Raw genomic sequence first — 20,040 nt, 5'->3', positions numbered from 1 at the left:
TAAATCAGGGGGATGTTTTTCATCAGCCAGTTTAGTAGGAAAAGTTAATATCTATGCCAAAAAACATCTGAGTTTTAGGTAAACCAATAGCATAAAATTGAACAATATAATCACTTCGTCAAGGGTTTCGAGGTTAAATCCAAGCAGTATTATTAAGCTATTTGACGGTGCTTGCAAAGTCGCTAAGTTCTAACCCAGAACTAAGAGTTCATCCCTCATTAACTCAAACACTATTGCCGTTGAAAAATTTGTAGGAAACCAGTGTTCGCGTAACACCTGCCACGGAGTCATTCCATGACCAGTGAATGGCGGTGAGGTCAAGGTATTGTCTTGGATGTCACAGGTTCTTTTACAATAACGTGATTGTGGAATAGCTTACTCTTTTTAGCTCATAAGGTCTGCGGCAACTTCAGATACGGGGGAATTACGTTTTCAAATTATGGAAAGCCACATCAATCCAGTTGCAGTAGTCATTACAAAAACAGCCACCCTCGCCCTCCTTCAGTTTTCGGAAGCATACGGGCCCAAATTCAGCCATATTACGTTCAATCCCTGCGCGGAAACCATACACGTGTGATTTTAACCACCCTTTTATTAGAACTACCCCCATCTTTTTATAACGTATCAATATCAGTTTACGTATCAGTGCTTGCAATATCGCAGACTTATATTGAACTGTTCTCTACACTATCGAATTTAACCTGCAAAGTGTTCAACGCAGAAAACGTCTCAAAAATACTATCTGTGTCACGTAAATCGATACTCACAAAGTTTGTTAGATTTAAGATATCTCGCAGTGTACCAGTAATGAGTAGGTCCATAACGACAGCTTTAGCACCGAACGCTAAGGCTTTGTTTAGACATTATCAAAATAGCCTTTAATGCGGATGTGTTATGGTCTGCGTCTTTTCATACTTGCAGGCTTGTTGTTAAATATGTCATTTGAACTGGTATTGCTCTTTCTTGCGGGCTTTTTTGGCGGTGTGCTTAATTCAGTTGCAGGCGGAGGTAGTTTCATTACATTCCCTGCACTAATTTTTTTCGGACTTCCTCCCATTGTGGCAAATGCGACCAACACATTTGCGTCATGCGCCGGTTATATGAGCGGTACTTATGCCTTTCGAAAAGAGCTTGCTAAGCATAAAGATGAACTCCCCCTAATCATCTTCATTAGCTTGATTGGCGGTATTGCCGGTGCCTGGTTATTGTTGCAAACACCTGAAAAAGTGTTTCAAGAGGCGATCCCTTGGTTGCTGTTATTTGCTACCGTGTTGTTTATTTTTGGCGGTAATATTAATTCGGGGTTTAAAAAAATAGCCTCTGATCGCAGACACGCTTCAACCATCGGCAAAGTTTTATTAGTCATCATACTATTGGGGGTGTCGACCTATGGTGGGTTTTTCAACGCGGGTCTGGGCATCATTACACTTAGCTATTTAGCGTTAGCTGGCCATACCAATATCAACGCCATGAATGGTCTAAAATTATTAGTATCGTCTGCAGTCTCATTGGTTGCTATCTTGCTGTTTATTTATAATGATGTGATTGCTTGGTATGAAGGGATTTTTGTATTATTTGGCACCTTAGCAGGGGGATATGTAGCGGCAAATGTATCACGCCAACTACCTCAAAAACACATCAGGTATTTTGTAATTCTGGTGAGTATTGCTTCCACTGTGTATTTCTTTTTTGATGTTTACGCAGGCTAGTTTATTATATTTCGAACAACTCTAAGTCATAAATGTACATGCCTTTGCTCTTGCCTCAGGTCAATTTCAGAGGCACATGAATGATTGCCAAGCTTAACAACTTATTAAGTACCTGATTTACGGCCCATCGAATATTAGATGATTGGTTTTCCGCTAACACCTTAAAGAATGTGTAAAAGAGATAGGTTGATTTAGGACATTTGCGCGAAATCACAAGACAACAATCATCTATTTTCATGAGAACCTAAACATTACCTCTAGACATTAATCAGATCCAAGTTTGATAAAAACTGTTTTCAAAATTAGTTAACTAGTAAATTAATATTCGTCCATCAAACTGGTGATTGTTCATTGAAGCTTATCGCCAAACATTTTACCTGTTTGCGAGGTTGGCTGTCCTAATAGATTGATAATCCAGAAATGTTGTACAGAACAGCAGTAACGTTTAGTATTTATTGACTCGATTATTGATGTATAAATTGTGTAACGTCTTTGTTCCGAGCTGAAGACCCCCCAAATCAACCACTATTAATTGGAGTACTTGTGCTAAAAGCGCTGTTTTTGGATATGGACGAAACATTATGCGATACCAGCAAGGCTAACGATATTGCCAAACGGGAGCTTTCCCAGAGAGCTCAATCCATGTGCGGCAATTCTTTGCATAGCGAGCAATTCGTAGAACGTTATGTACAAGGTATTTATCGGCAATGGACCCCTGTGCAACAACAAAGGTATATGCCAATTATTGAGCAACACAGTGAAGATGAATTTCGGGTGCAGTTGATTCAAGATTTACTGGCCGATATGCAGCAGCCAGCAATCACGGTGAAAAATGCGCTTTTACTTCAAAACTGCTTTGATAATGAACGACTGGCTGCCTTTGATTTTTTCCCAGGTATTGAGCTGTTTCTTAGAGATATGAGAAAACGCATGACACTAGTAGTGATTACTAATGGCCCCGTTTTTTCTCAGGTGCCCAAGGTGCAGCGGGTAAATCTTGCCCAACATGTTGACCATATAATTATTGGAGGCCAGGAAAAACAGCAAAAACCCGCACGCTCTATTTTTACAAAAGCCCTAAGATTAGCCGCCTGTGAAAATCATGAGGTGATACATGTTGGCGATGGACTTACCCCAGATATTGGCGGTGCTAATGCCAGCAGTATCAAATCAGTTTGGGTGCGCCACAATCAATCCTTTGATAAAACACTGGGCATAACACCTGACTATATTATCGAGCACCCTGGCGAGCTTCCTGATTTTTTGAACCATTACTTAAATAACCTGAGCTCAATGGCCTAAAAAATCAATTATAGCTATCTAACATACTCTTCTAGATTATCTTACTATTGGGGATGTGCTGCTAAATTAATGATTAGATCATCAAGAATTTTCGGAGCAGAACTAGCGGCTCCTGAAAATCGCCAATTGTCCGAGGTCAATTGTAAATCGCGGTAATTGCCCTCACCACTTTTATCCCAAGTAGTGATATATAAAGTAGTTTCTTGCCAATCGTTTATGCCCAATTGGTTACCGTCATAGGTAAAACTGATGCTATTGGTTAACGTGTTGACTTCAATTTTTGGAGAGATACCCGGTTTAGTACCTTCACTATTTACGCTTGCTGCATCAGACCAATACAAATAATTGCCCCAACCAAAAGCCATATGCGCTAAATCCCAACGTTGCTGACTAGGAAATTCTGCATTTAAAAAGGGCAATGCTCGATTACCTCGCTGCCCCTGTTTCCCCTTTAAGTCAAAAAATATATTGAAAGATACATGATCAAAACCATTGGGTGGTGCCCATAAGGTCGATACGTCACACATTTGAATATCTAGTTTCAAAACCGCACCACCAGCACGTGCATTAACTTGTCTTATATCCATTTGACAACCCACGCTGCTATCTAGGGGTTTGATATATTTTCCTGTTGGACCGGTGTCATCTCCCAGAGGATCTTTTTGAGTTGCACTGTAGTCAATCTGGCTAGAGCTGGTTTTATAATAATAGGCTTTTGATACACGGTTATTTGCCGGTGAAAATATCTCAACAGAGTGTTGATGTTGACCATAATCAGTGACAGGTAAATCAATGTTCCAATTACCTTGAGTATCGGTTTTAAACACCTTAGCGTCGCCTAACTTCCCGTCAATCACTCTTAGCAGCTCAGTATTAATCAATGCACTGACACCTGATATTTTAGCCTGACTAAGATTAATATATTGTTGTTTGATATCTGTAATTTCTATAGCTGCAACACTCACGGTGTGGTTAGGTATCCCTATGCTTGTACCTTTCACTTCGCCTATCACAATAACAAACGACTGGGCAGGTAAAACGCTGGTCAGGAGGCCCTGTTGATCGAAAACCAACTCTTCAGTCAAAAACTGACTGGCTAATATTTGGCCGGGATTTGTAGAAGTGAAATCTGTTTGTAGGTTATTTAGTAAGATGTCTTGTTTGGCGGTATTAAAAATCACATATGCGACCTGTTCCCCGTCCGGGGTCTTATAATTGCGTTTATAAACCAGTACCCCGGGACCTGCCGCATTATCTTTTAAGACTTGCAGGTTACCGCGGCTGAATACTTTATGGGTTTTACGTATGTCTGCCAGCTTTTGAATAAACTGGTACATAGAGGATTGCTGGTTGAACTGGTCTTGAGAACTTAAATAACCTCCAGCAAACATGGCCTGACGACTATGTCTAAAACTTTGTTCATCCCCCTGATAGATAATAGGAATACCCGGCACCGTCATCATTAACGCGTAAGCTTGTTTAAAACCATTGATGTTACCCGCCGCTAAAAAGCGTTCAACATCGTGATTATCAATAAAATTAGCAATCAAAAAGGGATTGTCGAAATTTTCCATCTGCGCTTGTAACCGATAACTCATGTAGGCTGTAGGCGCACCACCAGCAAAGACTCGACTGATTTCTTTGTAAAGCGGAAAACCTATAGCGGCAGACATCCTTTTAATCTGGTCATCACTTACGTATTCACTGAGTTTACGCTCACCATTGTCACTAAAAGGTTCTGACGTCTGATAGATTTCGCCAAAACTCAAAAACTGATCTTTACCTGTTTGTTTAGCAATGGCTTCAAGCCCATCTGCTGCATGTAAAAAGTCCTCATAAAACTCTTTTTCTACATACTTGGCGGTATCAATCCTTATGCCATCAACGCCGGCCTTTTTTATCCAAAATCCGAACGATTCTTTTAGCGCTTTACGTACCAAGGGATTCAGGGTGTTTAGGTCATCTAAATCCGCAGTTTGATAAGTGGTTTCCTGCACAGGAATAGAAAAGTCTTGAATACTCGGAGTCCAATTAAAAATATTGGCAGCTCTATGTTCAGGATTAGTCACATCATTTTGATTAAAAGGAAATTGAGTGGGGCTGCTGCTAGGTTGTGATTCGGAATTTAAAACAATATTTTTAGTAGGATCATCAGGGTCATAGCCTCCTTGGTAGCTGAAAAAGTTACCGGTGTGATTGACCACAACATCCTGGATCAAATACATGCCTTTTTTGTGTAACGCACTGGATAATTGTTGATAGTCCAGCAAACTACCGTAGTGTTCATCCACCGACTTAAAATCACGAGCCCAATAACCATGGTAACCGCTGTAGTTTACTAGCGGATCCCACCATTGATTGGCCACCTGTGGTGTGGTCCAAACAGTTGTGGCTCCTAGGTTTTTTATGTACTCGATGCGTTCAATAATCCCCCTCAAATCACCGCCGCTATAATGACTCTCTTTAGAAGGATCAAATACCCCTACCCCTTGGTCATTATTAGACGAGTCACCATCAGCAAACCTATCAATCATTAAAAAATAGATAATTTGATCTTGCCATTTAGGTGAAGCGACATGGAGCAATAATTCTTTAGCACAGCTGAAGTCTAGCTCACAGTTGTTTGTATTTGTTTGCATAGACGTCTGAGGCTGACAGGCGTACAAAATAATCGTAATACCGAGTAATAAACCACTGAAAATAGTTACTCGAACAAAAGAAGGCATCGATAACGTTCCTAAAATACTAAATTAGTTTGAGCCAAACGTTTAAACGTTGGCATGTGTTTGATGTAGAGTGTTAGGCGAGCGGTTGCAACGCATAATAATCTTCCATAGCCTAACTCACTCTTTTTATTAAAAAGCCGCTCCCCTTGGAAGCGGCTAGGATTTTAAGCAACATTACGATTAGACACGATTAGATACGAGTTAACTAAGGTGTCACTTCACTCACTGTTACTATGGGAGCAGAGGGGTCAGGACCGACAACAGTAAACTTATAAATACTGCTAGCGGGGATATCAATCGCCAAGTTATTGCCTTGGGCTACTATGGACTTTGGTACATCAACACTGATTGCCGTATTTTCACCACTGCCACCAAGATTAACCGTTGACCAATCAGAAGACGCGACCTTAAACTCATAACTACCAGCATCAATGGCTAATTCTGCAGAGTACGCACCATTACCATCGTAGATTAAAGCATCGGTTTCTCCCCAAGCATTCATGCCACCACGGATAAACACCGTGGTATCACCGAACATCTGGGCATTAAACACTGAAACCGTGGGTGCGCTTAAATCAGAGGCATCAAATAAGAAAGTATAACTACCATCGACATCAAAGGTGATGGCGAGGTTATTGCCGCTCACTGCTACGTCTTTAGTTACACCTACTACCGTCATTGTATCGGAGTCAGCAGAGCCATAATCCACTGTAGACCAATCCGATGACGCAACTTTGAACTCATAGGAGCCAGCTGTCACATCTATAGTGGCAGTGTATCGACCACCTACTGCATACTCCATAGGATCATCTTCGCCCCAACCATTGATGCCACCACGCACAAATACTGTTGTGCCAAAAAATGGCTCTTCGAAGTCTACGTTGATAATAGGTGCTTGAGTATCACTGGCGTCTAGGCTGAATTTAAGTGTCGCTTCTTGTGTAAGATTAAGCATTAAGTTTGCACCACCACGATTCAGCTCTTTGTCAGTGCCTAGTTCAACTATTTGATTGCCAGCACCAAAATCCACCGTTGACCAATCAGACGAGGCAACTTTAAACTCATACTCACCAGGGGCAACAGTAATAACAGACTCGTATACGCCGTTACCTGCATAAGTCATTGGGTTTGACTCACCCCAATCGTTTATGCCACCACGAACAAACACGGTTGTGCTACCGAAAGGCACTACGTCTGGTGCGCCTGATGTAGCATAGGCAGATAAGCCCACACCCTGAGCACCCATTTGCGGTTTAACAAATACAGCTGTCGTTAAAGCTGGCACTGTAAATGTGCCCTCTTCTGAACCGGCTGTAAAATAAGCACCTCGCACAGTGGGGTCAATAGACGATGCCTGAGTCATATGTAACTCAAAACCAGCTGCGGTTGGAACAGTATGAGATTGTTCTTCGTAACTGGAGTTAACTATGACGACGACTGCATCAAGCATAGGGTCGATATCAGCGCGAGGCATATCTGCGTCCCCTGACAAGCCGTCATCGATACTCATGACAATTAGACCTTGGATTTGGCGTTTGCCAATATTATGAAAACCTATACGCTCAATAATGTCTGCACCCGTCGTTAAACGGAATAAAGAAGAACTGCTACGAATGCTCAACATTTCATTAAACACTTCTGAGGCAAATTCAATTTCTGTCATAGTTGCAGCGCGCTCAGGGCTATTCATAAACAAGCCAATTTCTGCCCATTTACTCTGATTGTCTTCAGCTAAAGGTAAACCCACATTCCAGTTGTTGCTTTCTTTGGTGAAATCCACATAGCTGAACCAATCGCCGGAGTCATAGGTATTTCTGTCCATCGATTTTGAACGAAGTAGGTCCCCGCCAAGCTGGAAGAAGGGAATACCCTGTGCCATTAAAGGAATGGTTGCCGCCACATTTTGGGCACGAACACGCTGGGCTAAAGTTAAATCTGTGGGCAACACATAATTGAATTTATCCCATAATGTTTCGTTATCGTGCTTAGACACGTAGTTGATAATGTCAGCTGGGTCAGTTGCATAACCGCCAATGCTACTTGTAGTTGATGCCACACCATTAAAATCTTCCAATACAAAGTCAGCTAAGGTACCCGCTAAACTCATTTTCACTCGGTCTTGAGCAGACAAAGCAGCATCGCTTGGCTCTTTGCTAAATATGTATCCTTGGCGCACGGCTTCACGAATGCGGTCGTTAAAAGTACCAATTTCAGTGCCAGACATATTAGCCTGAGTGGCTTGTTCATAGCCACGATCTTCCTTGATCCAACCTTCACCGTAGAAGTAATTATCTGCATCGTACATTTTAATCGTGTCAAACAAGTCGACCATGGTCGTTTTTGTAGCTTGGCTCATAATGTCAAAACGGAATGAATCAAACTTATACTGTGTGGTCCACAACACTAATGAGTCTTGCATGAGTTTCTGCATCATGGCATTGCGAGGTTCGGTATCGTCACAGCAGGTTTCACGAACGATAGCGCCAGTGTCAGTTGCATATCGGTGGTAATAACCAGGAACCACTTTATCCAACACAGACTTACCATTTAACTCAGAGGCATTAGTATGGTTATAGACAACATCTAGTGCCACACGTAAGCCCATTGTATGTAAAGCTTGGTTCATAGCGCGCATTTCTTTGATACGCGTCACACCTTCTGGATCAGAAGAATAACTCCCCTCTGGCACATTGAAATGGTAAGGGTCATAACCCCAATTAAATTGGTCAATACCGCGCATAGCTTGGGCAAGAGCTTGAGCTTTACCCGCTTCAGAAATTGGGTCATAACTGGCAAACAACTCACCTAATACTGTTGAAGATGAGATGGAAGTGTCATCACAAATTTCAGCATCCTTATTTAACTTACATAAGTCATCTAAGGTACTGCTCATATCGACAATTTTGCTCGAGTCTTCTTCAATGCTAGCAATATCATTGGCCGGCAGCATATGGAAGTGAGTTAATCCCTTATCAGCCAAGGTTTTAAGATGTCTTACAGGGGCGCTGTCTGCTTCTGTGAAAGCCATATATTTACCACGATTCGCTACTGTGGTACTTGCATCACGTACACTGAAGTCACGAATATGACCTTCATAAATGACAGCATCTTCAAAGTTGTTAATGGTGGGAATAGTATGCGAATCCCAACCTTCAGGTTTTAAGTCATCATCATTTAGATTAACGAATTGTGAGAAACGGCTATTAGTAGATAAACTTACCGAATAGGGATCCGTCACGTTTAACACTTGTAACCCTTGTGCTTTTGCATGATAAACCGTTACTTCAAATCGATACAAAGTACGATCTAACTCACTGCCCCCTGTATAAGACCAAATGCCGGTGACATCATCAAATATCATGTCATAAGTAGTGGCTAAGGTTTTGTCGGTGTTAAACAACTTCAGCTTAATATCTTGAGCCGTGGGTGCCCATAGAGCAGCCGTGATAGTACCGTCTTCATTGTATATAGGACCAAGTTGCGCCTCATCGGCGTCACTTTCACCAGTGGTATACAATTGATCTAGACCATTGGCCAATTGGATACCCGTAGCGCTACTGAGTTTATCTTCAGCATTATAAGCGGCTAAAACGGCTTGTGTTTTGACTACTTGTTTTGCATCTTCTGGGGTCCAAGTACCTTGAAACGCTGGCAATGAAGCTAAATGCGGAGCAATCGCTTGTTGTTCAGCTGTCAGTTCGATTTGTTCTAAGGGCACAACTGTGCCACTCAAACCTGTCTCTAAGTCTACTTTTAAATCAGCTGCCGCAGAATAATGTAATTTAACGCTGCCTAAAATCGCAGGGTCGATATCCCAAACCAATGTATTCGCGTCTAACCAATGCGCAGCCTGTCCTTCAATTTTAACTGGCTGTTCACCTAGTGAAGTAATGGGAAATTCAAAAACTGATGCCACTCCAGAAAACGTAAAGTTCATACGAGTGAAGTCAATATCATCTTGAGACAAGGGCATCATAAAGTCGCCGCCCCCCATTTCTTTACCCGCGGCTTCGGTGCCAATGTGAATAATAAAATTACCACAAGCACCTTCAGTGCTTGCATAGTTCGGTTTTAAATCAAGGATCCAATAAGCACCATAATTTGGATCAACACCGTTGTGAACCCGACTATTTGCCCAATCAGTATCAGAATCGGCATAAGCATTACAAGTGTCATTACTCCAAGTATGTAACCTGTAACCTTCATACGATGGGTCATTGCTAGAGTTATCGGCGCCCACTGCTGCTCGATTAAAATACAGTACGGCTTGATTTTCTTGTGGCTTAGCTACTGGATCAGGTGCACTGGGATCAGCGCCTACGACACAACCATCATTTGTTTCATTTGGTACCGTTGGTGCATCACAAAGAAAAGGCGGAGGTGCAACACACGTAGTGCTTGCTGAATTGGGAACATTAGGTACATCACAGGTTAATAATTCACTTGATCCGGACTCAATATCTGTCCCCCCACAAGCGACTAAAAAAAGTGCACTGAACATTAGCAATAACAAGCCAACTGCTTTACTGGGTTTAAACATAGGTAAATACTCCGATGTTTTATCTATTCTAGAGGACTTCGTTGCTGGTAGTGCCAACTTAGCGAAACGTAACTTTTTTATGTATTGAAGATTTTGCAGCTTTAAATATTTCATAATGAATATGTGACCCCGAGGAAGTACTGGGTTCCAAAGAATTGAATGGTGCCGGTTAAGTCTTCTTTACCAAAGTAACTACGAGTGGGCTCATCGGTGAGGTTATTAATTTGGAACACCGCACTGAGATTCTCATTAATCTTGTAAGAGGCTTGGTAATCCATCACGATTTCAGAATCAAAGTTAACGACCTGTTCGTTCACAGCTACCTGCTGAGAAACAAAAGCATCGCGATATCTGGTACTTAAACGAGTTTCAAAACCTCGGTAATCCCAAAATACGGTAAATTGCGCCACATTCTCTGACAATCCGGGTAAATCAGTGGAAAATACAGATCCGCTCAAGGTACGAGTAATTTCACTTTCAGTGAAAGAATAGCTGCCGCTAACACCCAAACCTGACCAAGCGCCGGGTAAAAAGTCATAGATCTGCGTGTACGTTAATTCTAAACCACGAATATAACCACCTGACGCATTGTTAACCGCTGTTTCGTATCTACCATTTTCAGTTGGAACTGTGACAAACAACGGGACACCGTTTACATCCACTGCAGCTTGCGGCGTATCACCTGGCGAATCCGGTTCCACAAATACAGCCACATTAACGTCATCAGGCACAACAAATCCATTGCCGCTAAAGTCATAGGGATCTAATGCAATATCTTCAATAAATGACTGAATGTCTTTGTAGAAAAGTGCAGCAACAAATGCGCCGTCAGTTTCTGTAAAATAATACTCGTATGACAAGTCATATTGATTGGCATAGAAAGGCCTCAAGTAAGGACTGTTTTTACTCTGTCCACTGATCCTTGCCGTAGGAGAGGATAAAGTGACGGCTCCGGTATCCGGATTTTGACTGGCAGTGACAGTTTGCACTGAAGTCGTCGAATTGGCAGCGAATCGGTTAATAGGTGCTCGCCCCATCACTTTGGCCGCAGCAAAACGCAACTGCTGATTATCTGTCAGTTTAAAATTTAGATTTAAGGAGGGTAAATAATCGGTGTATTTATCCGTTAAAATATCAGGTTTAAAGTAGTCATTGATAAGGCCCACATCGTCAACAATATATTGAGCACCAAGAGTAGGATCACCTCGAACTTCCAGTACTTCACCGGTATCTGGGTCTAGAATATTTTGGGTCGCTAATTGTAATACCGTTGAACTTTGTTCAGTTTCAACACGGCGTATACCAATATTACCGGTTATCGGTAAATCACCTATTTCCATATCTAGGTTCGCCATAATATAAGCGGCAGTGACCGTTTCTGAGACATCCCCACTTTCCTGAACAGACCAAGCTGTATTGGGACCTTCACCGGCTGCAGGGCTGTTTATGACCCCTGGATGTCCCGTGCCCCAAGTTTGCACAGGTTGAGGAATGCCAGATGGAAACCAAGCATTAAGGGCTGAATCCAAGTCAATGGAAGGATAAGAAGGGAAATAACCAAATTCGCTACTCCAATCATTGATTTCAACCATATCTGACGTTAACCGTAAAGGAGGCTCACTTATAGAAAATGCAGAATCGTTACCGTATTCAAATACAGAACGGTCATTAGAATAATCACGATCAGAATGACGTACGCCAAACTCCACTGACGAAACAAAATTACTATCTAATTCATATTTAAAATCAAAGCGATACGCAGTGGATTCATCTTCATTTACAAAGGGATAAATGCCATATTTACTGACCATCACTCGGTCCAAATCAGAAAATGCCTCAGCCTGATTAAATGCTAAATCAGGCAAATCCAAACCATTCAACAGATAAGAAATAGAGACGTTTTCATCAAATTGCGGATTAGCTACTGTGGCGTCTTCAGCCACCAGTGACCACAACAAACCATTTCTAAAATCGCTGGTTGCCTTCGAATAACTCACGTCAAAGGCCAGACTAAGATTGTCTGTGGCCTGCCAGTCAGCGTTAATGCCTAGGCTTAATACTTCATCTGAATCTTGATTATCATCGTTAACTAATTCTATTCGGGTAAAACTGCCAGAGGTACGATTAAAAGTACCACCGATTACGTCATTGCCAGATAAAATAGGATTAGTAACCGAAGTTTGCGATCCCCCCAACTTCACCCTATAACCGCGAGCAAACTCTTCTGACTCAAACTGCGATAAAAACATATCCGTTTTAAGCGTAAAATTGTCTACCGGCGCCCATTCAATTGCCACCATGTAGCCGTCACGTGTTTCTTCACCACCTTGGTGTTGCATTTCAAAACCTTCACTGATGTTTTCACATTCAGGGCAGTCTGCTGGGCCATCGGTATCATTGACTAAACCATCAACATCAGCTTGAGCATTGTAAGCAAGACCAATAAATTGGGTTGATACGCTGGGTTGAAATAAACGCGCGTAACCTATGGCCAAACCTAGGGTCTCATCAAGAAATTTAGTTTGATAAGAAAAACTGAATCGATGCCCAAATTCCTCTGCATCAGCCACTTCATTAGCACGGTCGTTGAACATGCCACGGGCGTTAACACTCAGCTTAGAATCTGCATCAAGACTCAATGGATTGGCAGTTCTCAATTCCACGGTTCCTGCCACTCCTCCTTCTATTAAGGATGCTTTGGGAGATTTATATACGGCTGCAGAAGAGATTAATTCTGAAGGGTATTGATCAAACTCAATAGAACGGTCGCCACTAGTGGATACTTGTTCACGGCCATTTAAGGTTGAAAAGACAAAGTCGCCAGATAAACCACGGATATTGATTTCAGCAGCTTGACCACCTGTTCTCACTGCAGAAATACCTGGGAGTCTGGTTAAAGCATCAGCCATTGAAACATCAGGCAAGCCTCCTAAATCATCTGCAGAAATCTGCTCCGACACAGTATCGCTAAAGCGCTTTTGATTAAGTGATTGAATAAGACTAGTAGCAAAACCTGTAATCTCAATTCTTTCAACCGCTTCCAATGATTCAACTGGTTTAGTTTCATCAGCTTCTACCGGAGTTGCTTGTGCATATATTGGTGAGCTACTAAAGGCCATGCCGCTAGCTACCAATGCCGCGGTTATAAAACTGGGTTTGAATTTTCTCATTTATGCGTCCCGTTTTTGTTATTTTTAGTGAGCTAACACTGTCGTTTTCTCAAAATAGAGCTCACTTTTTGTCCACAGCAAATGTTAACGCTTAGTTAACATCCGCTACAATGCACTGCATACGTATTCAGCATTACTTAGATACAATTCATTAACTTCAGGGGTGGAAAAGCAGACATTACCGGTCTGTAAGGGAAAATATTTTTAGGCTACAAGAAATTCTAATTGCGGGAAGTAAGTTTTATGAGTGACAAGAAAATTTGCAAATAGTGGTTAGGATATGTCATGAACATGTTTATTATCGAGAAGCAGTCCGCTGTAGCTAACTAATATTTTAGCATTTGGCACCCCAGCCTTTGAGGTTCAGGCAATGAAGTGACATTGATACACTGACATATTCGAGTAACCACAAATAAAGCACGTCACATTCCAAACATGAAAGTGCGCGGTATTTATACTCTATTTGCAACCTGTTGGCCCTCTATCTACAACCAGTCGATATTATTTATTAGGATCGAAATTTAAACTACAACTATGCAAGAAAGTCTGAATTTTTTGGTCTTTATATAAGTCACCCTGATTAGGTTGCTTCGCCGCCAATGGAGGAAATGCACCATAACCGGCTAATAAACAGTGCCAAGATGTAGAGTTAAAATGGGACGACAGATTCTGACGCTCTATTTCGACTTCCATGTCGCCTCGGTTAAACCATACATCTAGAAGTTGCCCAAGGGAGTCTGATATTTTGGGATTGTTTCTATTAGCACGCCAGTATTCACTGTCATTTCTGGTATTTAATTTATAGTGAGCCACGATGTAATCCCTGACTCGTTCAAATCGTTGACTCATCTTGCTGTTATATGCGGCTTGATGGGTATTTCCAAAACCACCGTTCTCAAATTCCGTGATAAACAGCTCAATAGAAATTTGTACCAAATGAAGCGCGGTGGCTTCCAAAGGCTCAATAAATCCTTGTGATAAGCCTAATGCCAGACAGTTTCGCTCCCAATGTTTATCTAATTGACCCACCTTCATTTTCAAATGGCGGGCACTTTGACTGCCATGCAAACAATCAAGATGGGAGCGAAGTTCAATTTCAGCCGCATCACTGGATATAAAATCGGCACTGTACACATAACCATTACCATAACGGTTAGTTAACGGGATTTTCCAACACCAGCCGTTAGACAAGGCCGTAGCTTGGGTTTCAACAGGGATGTTATCTGTAATGGCTGTGGGTAGAACCACTGCCGAATCATTAAACAGGTTTTCTTTATAACTATTAAACTTAACACCTAGTGTTTTTTGCATCAAAAAAGCAGAAAAGCCGCTGCAATCAACAAAAAAATCGGCGCTTATATGCTCTCCACTTTCAGTGACGAGTGCCGCAATATTGCCGTTATCATTGATACTTACATCAGTGATTTTTTCTTGCCTATGAACAACAACTTTTGAAACGGCACGTTCAGCCAAAAAATGTCCAAGGAGATGAGAATCAAAATGATAGCCATACTCCATTCTAAACGGAAAATTCGCGGGTGTAAGTGGGCTTTCATTTTACAGTTCGCAGTATTTTTTTAAAAAGTCATCATGAGAAGGCAATTTGGATAGGGGTTCATGCTTAATGTTTTTGATGCTTTTTAACATTTCAAATAACTTTTCGTCACTAATATTATTAGCGATGGGGTGGTAATCCTTTGGAATAATGCCTTGCCCAAGCATGACTTGTATCCAGGAACTTTCCAAAAACAAGTCATTCTGTTCTCGGAAAATCTTGCCAGAATCAGCAAAAAGCTGAATTTTATGCAGTAAGCTTTGAGGCACTTCCATATTCCGCAAATCACGCCAAAACTGACTATCATTGCGTTCATTCAGGTGGTAATGCAAAATCAAGAAGTCACGTATTTGTTCAAACTCAACTTTTGATTGTTGGTTATATTCGTTAACCACTGAGTTGTCTATTCCCTGATGGGGGAACAGATGAATGAGTCTGACAATTGCAGATTGAATCAAGTGAATGCTGGTCGACTCAAGTGGCTCTAAAAAACCGCTCGAAAGCCCCACTGCCAGCACATTTCGGTTCCACTGTTTGCGGCGTCTACCAGTTTTAAATTGTATAAGGTTTGGATCGCCTAACGGTTTACTCTCCAGATTAGACAATAATAAGTCTGTCGCTTCAGCATCAGTATAATGAGCACTGCTATACACCAAACCATTGCCATTGCGGTGCTGCAATGGAATTCGCCACTGCCATCCGGCTGAATGCGCAATAGAGCGCGTATAAGGCAGTGTAGTTTCAAAGCGTTCTGAAGGAATGGCTACAGCACGATCACAGGGTAACCAATGACTCCAGTCATCATATCCGGTTCCTAATTGTTGCTGTATTAACAAGCCCTTAAACCCCGAACAATCGATAAAAAGATCACCCGCAATGACCTGTCCATCCTTTAAGGTTAAGCTTTCAACAAACCCAGATTCATTGTTTAAAGCAACTTGCTGGACTATACCTTCTGTTCGCTTGACGCCCATTTTTTCAGAAAATTTGCGTAAAAAATTAGCATATAATGAAGCATCAAAATGATAAGCATAAGGTAATTCTAAAATGGAATCTTTACTGTTTATCTGTGCAAATTTACCCTGCATGGCACACAAATAATTTAAGTCATAATCCCATAAACTACTGGTATCGCCCAATAACTGTGAACGTTTCCAAAAATGATGAAATTGGCAAAATGCCATACTTTTACCTGGGGCCCCAAAGGAATGAAAGTAACTTTCATCTTTCACGCGCCAGTTCTCGAATTGAATACCCAGCTTAATGGTGGCTTTAGTTTCTCGTAGAAACTCTGCCTCATTAATGCCCAGTACATTATTCAATAACCTGATAGGCGGGATAGTGGCTTCACCCACTCCTACCGTGCCAATAGCTTCAGATTCAATCAATTCAATTTCTAGGGAGTTACCTATAACTCTTTTAAGTAGCGCTGCAGATATCCAGCCGGCTGTTCCACCACCTACTATCACAACTTTTTTGATGACATTTTTCATTTTAATCTTTTCTTAAAAAAACCCCAGTTGCTTATGCTAACTGGGGTTATTTATTCTAGCAACCGCTTAACACCGCTGCCCGTCTGATAAAATAAAGCTTATCGATAAGCTTTATTTACCTTTTAGAAGGAGTAATTTGCACCTAATAAGAAGTTACGTCCGTAGCTTTGGTATTGAGTAATTTGACGTGAATCCGATCCATTTGATTGAATGGTGGGCTCATCCGTCAAGTTTTGCCCTTGTAACGTAATACGTAAACCTTCCAGACTTTCGATGCCAGATTCAGCAAAATCATAACCCACTTGCGCATCCCATTGTTCGCCACCGTTGTCAGTAGCACCCACTAGGCTGAGGCTGAGGCCACGAGTTTCCGAAAAGAATTCATCTCGCTTGGTACCTGACACCCTAATTTCAAAACCACTATTTTCATAGTAGGCAGTGAAGCTGTAGGCTTCTTCTGATAAACCAGGAATACGTGAACCATCATCGAATTCACCGGTTAGGAAAGTCGCACTGGCAACCACACCGAACCCTTCTAAAGCTTCGTGAATAATACTCATTGGTACGCTACCTTGTAGTTCCCAACCTCTAACAAAGCCCTGAAGACCGTCTTGTCTGAATGATACTCCACCTAAGAATGTTTGTGGTGGTAAAGGACCGTCCTCTACACCATCATTATCTATATCGTGAGCACCTGATGAGTCATGGTAACCAGGAATATAAGACTCTGAGAAATCAGCTACCGTATTACCACTTTCATGCCAATTTTTTAGGTCTTTATAAAAGAAACTAACAGCATAGAATCCATCATCAGCAAAATAATTTTCGTAAGACAAATCAAACTGATTCGCTTCTATTGGTTTTAACAATGGATTACCTGCACTGCCAGAAAATGCACCATTCCCTAGGGTAGAGTTCAGGATATTACTGTCATTAAATGAAAATGACACTTGGTTATTCGGTCTCATGTCGTCCATTCTGGGGCGAGTTAAAACCTTGGCCAAACCAGTTCTGATAAATTGATTGTCAGCGATTTCTAAACTCAGGTTTAAAGTGGGTAATACATCAGTGTAAGAATCACCACCTTCTACAGGGGTTTTTTGTACGTACAAATTAGGCCCGATAACGGTATCAAAACCGCTAGATGACTGATCTGCTTTAACGACTTGCACGCCTATGTTACCTCTAAGGAGCATATCTGCGACTTCGGTATCTATATCCAGTTTTGCAAATAACGTGGTTGTTTCTTCTGCAACAGTATAGCTGTCGCCCTGTCGAGCTGTCTCGAGATCAGCTGCATCTGTGACTGTGTAGTAGCCACTGTTGAACAAGGCTAAGCTGTCATAAGCCAACACACCATTAATGCCAATAAAGCTTAAATCGGCCACACCAACCACATCAGGAATCGGACCATCATCAGGCCAAGTAGGAGCAGTTAGGTAAGCACCATTATTGGTCTTGGTTTTTGAACGATCCGAATAAACAACCCCAGCCTCAAGCGCAGTAAATATTCCCCAATTAACGATACCATTCACTTGGAAACGCAACGAATCTAATGATTCATCAAATGTAGGTTGGTTAACAAATCCGTCTTGTGCAGTATTAGGATCAAAGCCATCAATGCCCTGGAAAGCTTCAACTGGAGCTAAACTTCCACCCCATGCCTGTGGCCCAGCTAAACGAATAATGCTCGGGTCAGTTAAGTCTAGCGGTGCGATAGTTGGGTGATCACTAAACGTCACACCTGTATCAGTTTGCTGCCATGAACGGGCTGTTAATGGGCGATCAGGGTTTACTCCAGGACGTCCAACACCAGAATAGCTTTCAATATCGGATATAGTTTTATCAACATCACCTGTTGAATAATCAACCTCAGCAGTCCAGCTATCATTTATCTCATACTCAAGATTCAAGCCTATAGTGGTTAGTTTGGATTCTTGACTTCTAGCGTCATTTCGAACAACAGAATAAAACCCATCATAATTACCCGAAGTAACTAAACCATTTTCAACACCTGTGATTTGGTAATTGTCACCCACACCCCACTCAGCTCCGCCTTCTTCGAGGCCGCGTCTAACATCATTTTCTTCAAAATCGATATACAGCGCATCAACTTGAATATTGAGTTTATCATTCGGTGCGTATTGAATAACGGCTGCAATTGAATCACGTTCAAGCATTGCCGAACGAACAAATGAATCATGACCACCTGTTACGACGTCTCCGGCAGAAGAAGGGGTAATATCTAAATCTCTTCTAGGGCTATCTTGATTAACCGTTGCATAACCCCAGCCACGAAATTGCTCTTCCTGACGCGGCGTTTCCATTGTTGCTAATGTTAATGCAAGACCAATAGTGTCGTCTGCAAATGAATCAATATAGTTAAAGGACAAACGGTGTCCGTTATTATCGTAATCTGGGTTAGCCGAATCTTTTTGGTTTTTCTCGTAGTTACCGTTAAAAGTAATCGAGCGCTCTTGACCAATTGGATTAACAGTTTGCAAATCAACTGTACCACCTAGTCCCTGAACGGTCAGGCCTGCTTCAGGTGTTTTATAAACGACGATATTAGAAATAATTTCAGTAGGATATAAATCAAATTCAACCCCGCGGTTGTCTCCCATTCCCAACAATTCTCGACCATTGAGTGAAGTACCCACATAGTTTTCATTGAAACCACGAATAGATAAACCACTGGTTCGGCCATTTCGACGTTCACCTGCTAAACCGGGTAAACGCGCCAATGATTCGGCTATACTGGTATCAGGTAACTTACCAATATCTTCAGCAGACAAAACCTCAACGATAGACGTGTTGTCCATTTTGAGTGCTTGAGCTCGCATTAAGCTACCTCTAATACCAGATACTTGAATGACCTCTAAATTATCGTCTGCCGCAGTTTCTTGAGCAAGTGCAGATGAAATGCTGAAAGCAAATCCACTGGTAATAAGTGCCGCTTGGATTAAGCTGGGTTTAAATTGTTTCATGTGTGTGTCCCGTTCTTGGTAGTTATCAAATGATTAAAATGAATCAAACGGCAAAGACCGACAATACATTCTTACACTTGCGTTTATTCTAAGCAGGATATTACCTTCAAGCCGCCTTACAGCTCAACGCTATACATACGTATTCAATAAAGTCATTCAACAAACGGTTAACAGAAAGACAACAAACAAAATGAATTCTCACTCAGGATTAATAAATGTAACTTATTGTTTTATAATAATTTACTTCAAGAGGAAACACCAAAATGAGGATGTAATTGTTAATTATATCAATTCGAAAATAGATAACAGAAATAACATGTTAATAATAAGTTATCCGTCGAAAACACGATAACAACTAACTATTATGGTGTTTTATTCACCGTTTTAATAATACGAAGGCAACCAGTAAGGAATAAAAAACCACTTAGCAGCAGTTTTTATAACAAATTTAAATATAATTTCACTAAAAAAATAACCAAGTTACGTTACTAAACCTTAATAAATGACAACTTTTTAAAAACACCGTAGCTACCTTTATAAACAATATTAACCAAGTTG

8 protein-coding genes are annotated in these 20,040 nt (G+C 41.4%); 2 read left to right on the top strand and 6 right to left on the bottom strand.

Features of this window, described 5'->3' with window-relative positions:
* The first annotated feature begins 935 nt into the window (after positions 1 to 935).
* Positions 936 to 1,709: a sulfite exporter TauE/SafE family protein gene (locus tag C427_RS09195; protein WP_007638317.1), complete on the top strand. Its 774-nt coding sequence runs from the start codon at positions 936 to 938 to the stop codon at positions 1,707 to 1,709.
* Positions 1,710 to 2,252: 543 nt separating this feature from the next.
* On the top strand, positions 2,253 to 3,011 hold the full coding sequence (locus C427_RS09190) for an HAD family hydrolase (RefSeq protein WP_007638316.1): 759 nt from the start codon (positions 2,253 to 2,255) through the stop codon (positions 3,009 to 3,011).
* A gap of 44 nt (positions 3,012 to 3,055) precedes the next feature.
* On the opposite strand, the gene C427_RS09185 is transcribed toward C427_RS09190, so the two are convergent.
* The 6 genes from C427_RS09185 to C427_RS09160 form a co-directional block, all read right to left on the bottom strand.
* Positions 3,056 to 5,737, bottom strand: a complete 2,682-nt coding sequence (locus C427_RS09185; protein ID WP_007638315.1) for an alpha-amylase family glycosyl hydrolase — start codon at positions 5,735 to 5,737, stop codon at positions 3,056 to 3,058.
* Between the two features lie 205 nt (positions 5,738 to 5,942).
* The gene (locus tag C427_RS09180) at positions 5,943 to 10,277 is read right to left on the bottom strand and encodes an alpha-1,6-glucosidase domain-containing protein (protein WP_007638314.1); all 4,335 of its coding nucleotides are present in this window, start codon (positions 10,275 to 10,277) and stop codon (positions 5,943 to 5,945) included.
* A 110-nt stretch (positions 10,278 to 10,387) separates the two neighbouring features.
* Positions 10,388 to 13,447, bottom strand: a complete 3,060-nt coding sequence (locus C427_RS09175; RefSeq protein ID WP_007638313.1) for a TonB-dependent receptor — start codon at positions 13,445 to 13,447, stop codon at positions 10,388 to 10,390.
* A gap of 501 nt (positions 13,448 to 13,948) precedes the next feature.
* Entirely contained in the window at positions 13,949 to 14,965 is a 1,017-nt protein-coding gene (locus C427_RS09170) for a tryptophan 7-halogenase (protein ID WP_081589014.1), read from the bottom strand.
* 39 nt (positions 14,966 to 15,004) lie between these two features.
* Positions 15,005 to 16,495, bottom strand: a complete 1,491-nt coding sequence (locus tag C427_RS09165) for a tryptophan halogenase family protein (RefSeq protein ID WP_007638311.1) — start codon at positions 16,493 to 16,495, stop codon at positions 15,005 to 15,007.
* Between the two features lie 122 nt (positions 16,496 to 16,617).
* Positions 16,618 to 19,482, bottom strand: a complete 2,865-nt coding sequence (locus C427_RS09160) for a TonB-dependent receptor (RefSeq protein ID WP_007638310.1) — start codon at positions 19,480 to 19,482, stop codon at positions 16,618 to 16,620.
* Positions 19,483 to 20,040 lie beyond the last annotated feature (558 nt).

Origin of the sequence: Paraglaciecola psychrophila 170 (assembly GCF_000347635.1) — a bacterium.
Lineage (GTDB): Bacteria > Pseudomonadota > Gammaproteobacteria > Enterobacterales > Alteromonadaceae > Paraglaciecola > Paraglaciecola psychrophila.
This window is presented reverse-complemented; position numbering and strand designations above follow the sequence as displayed.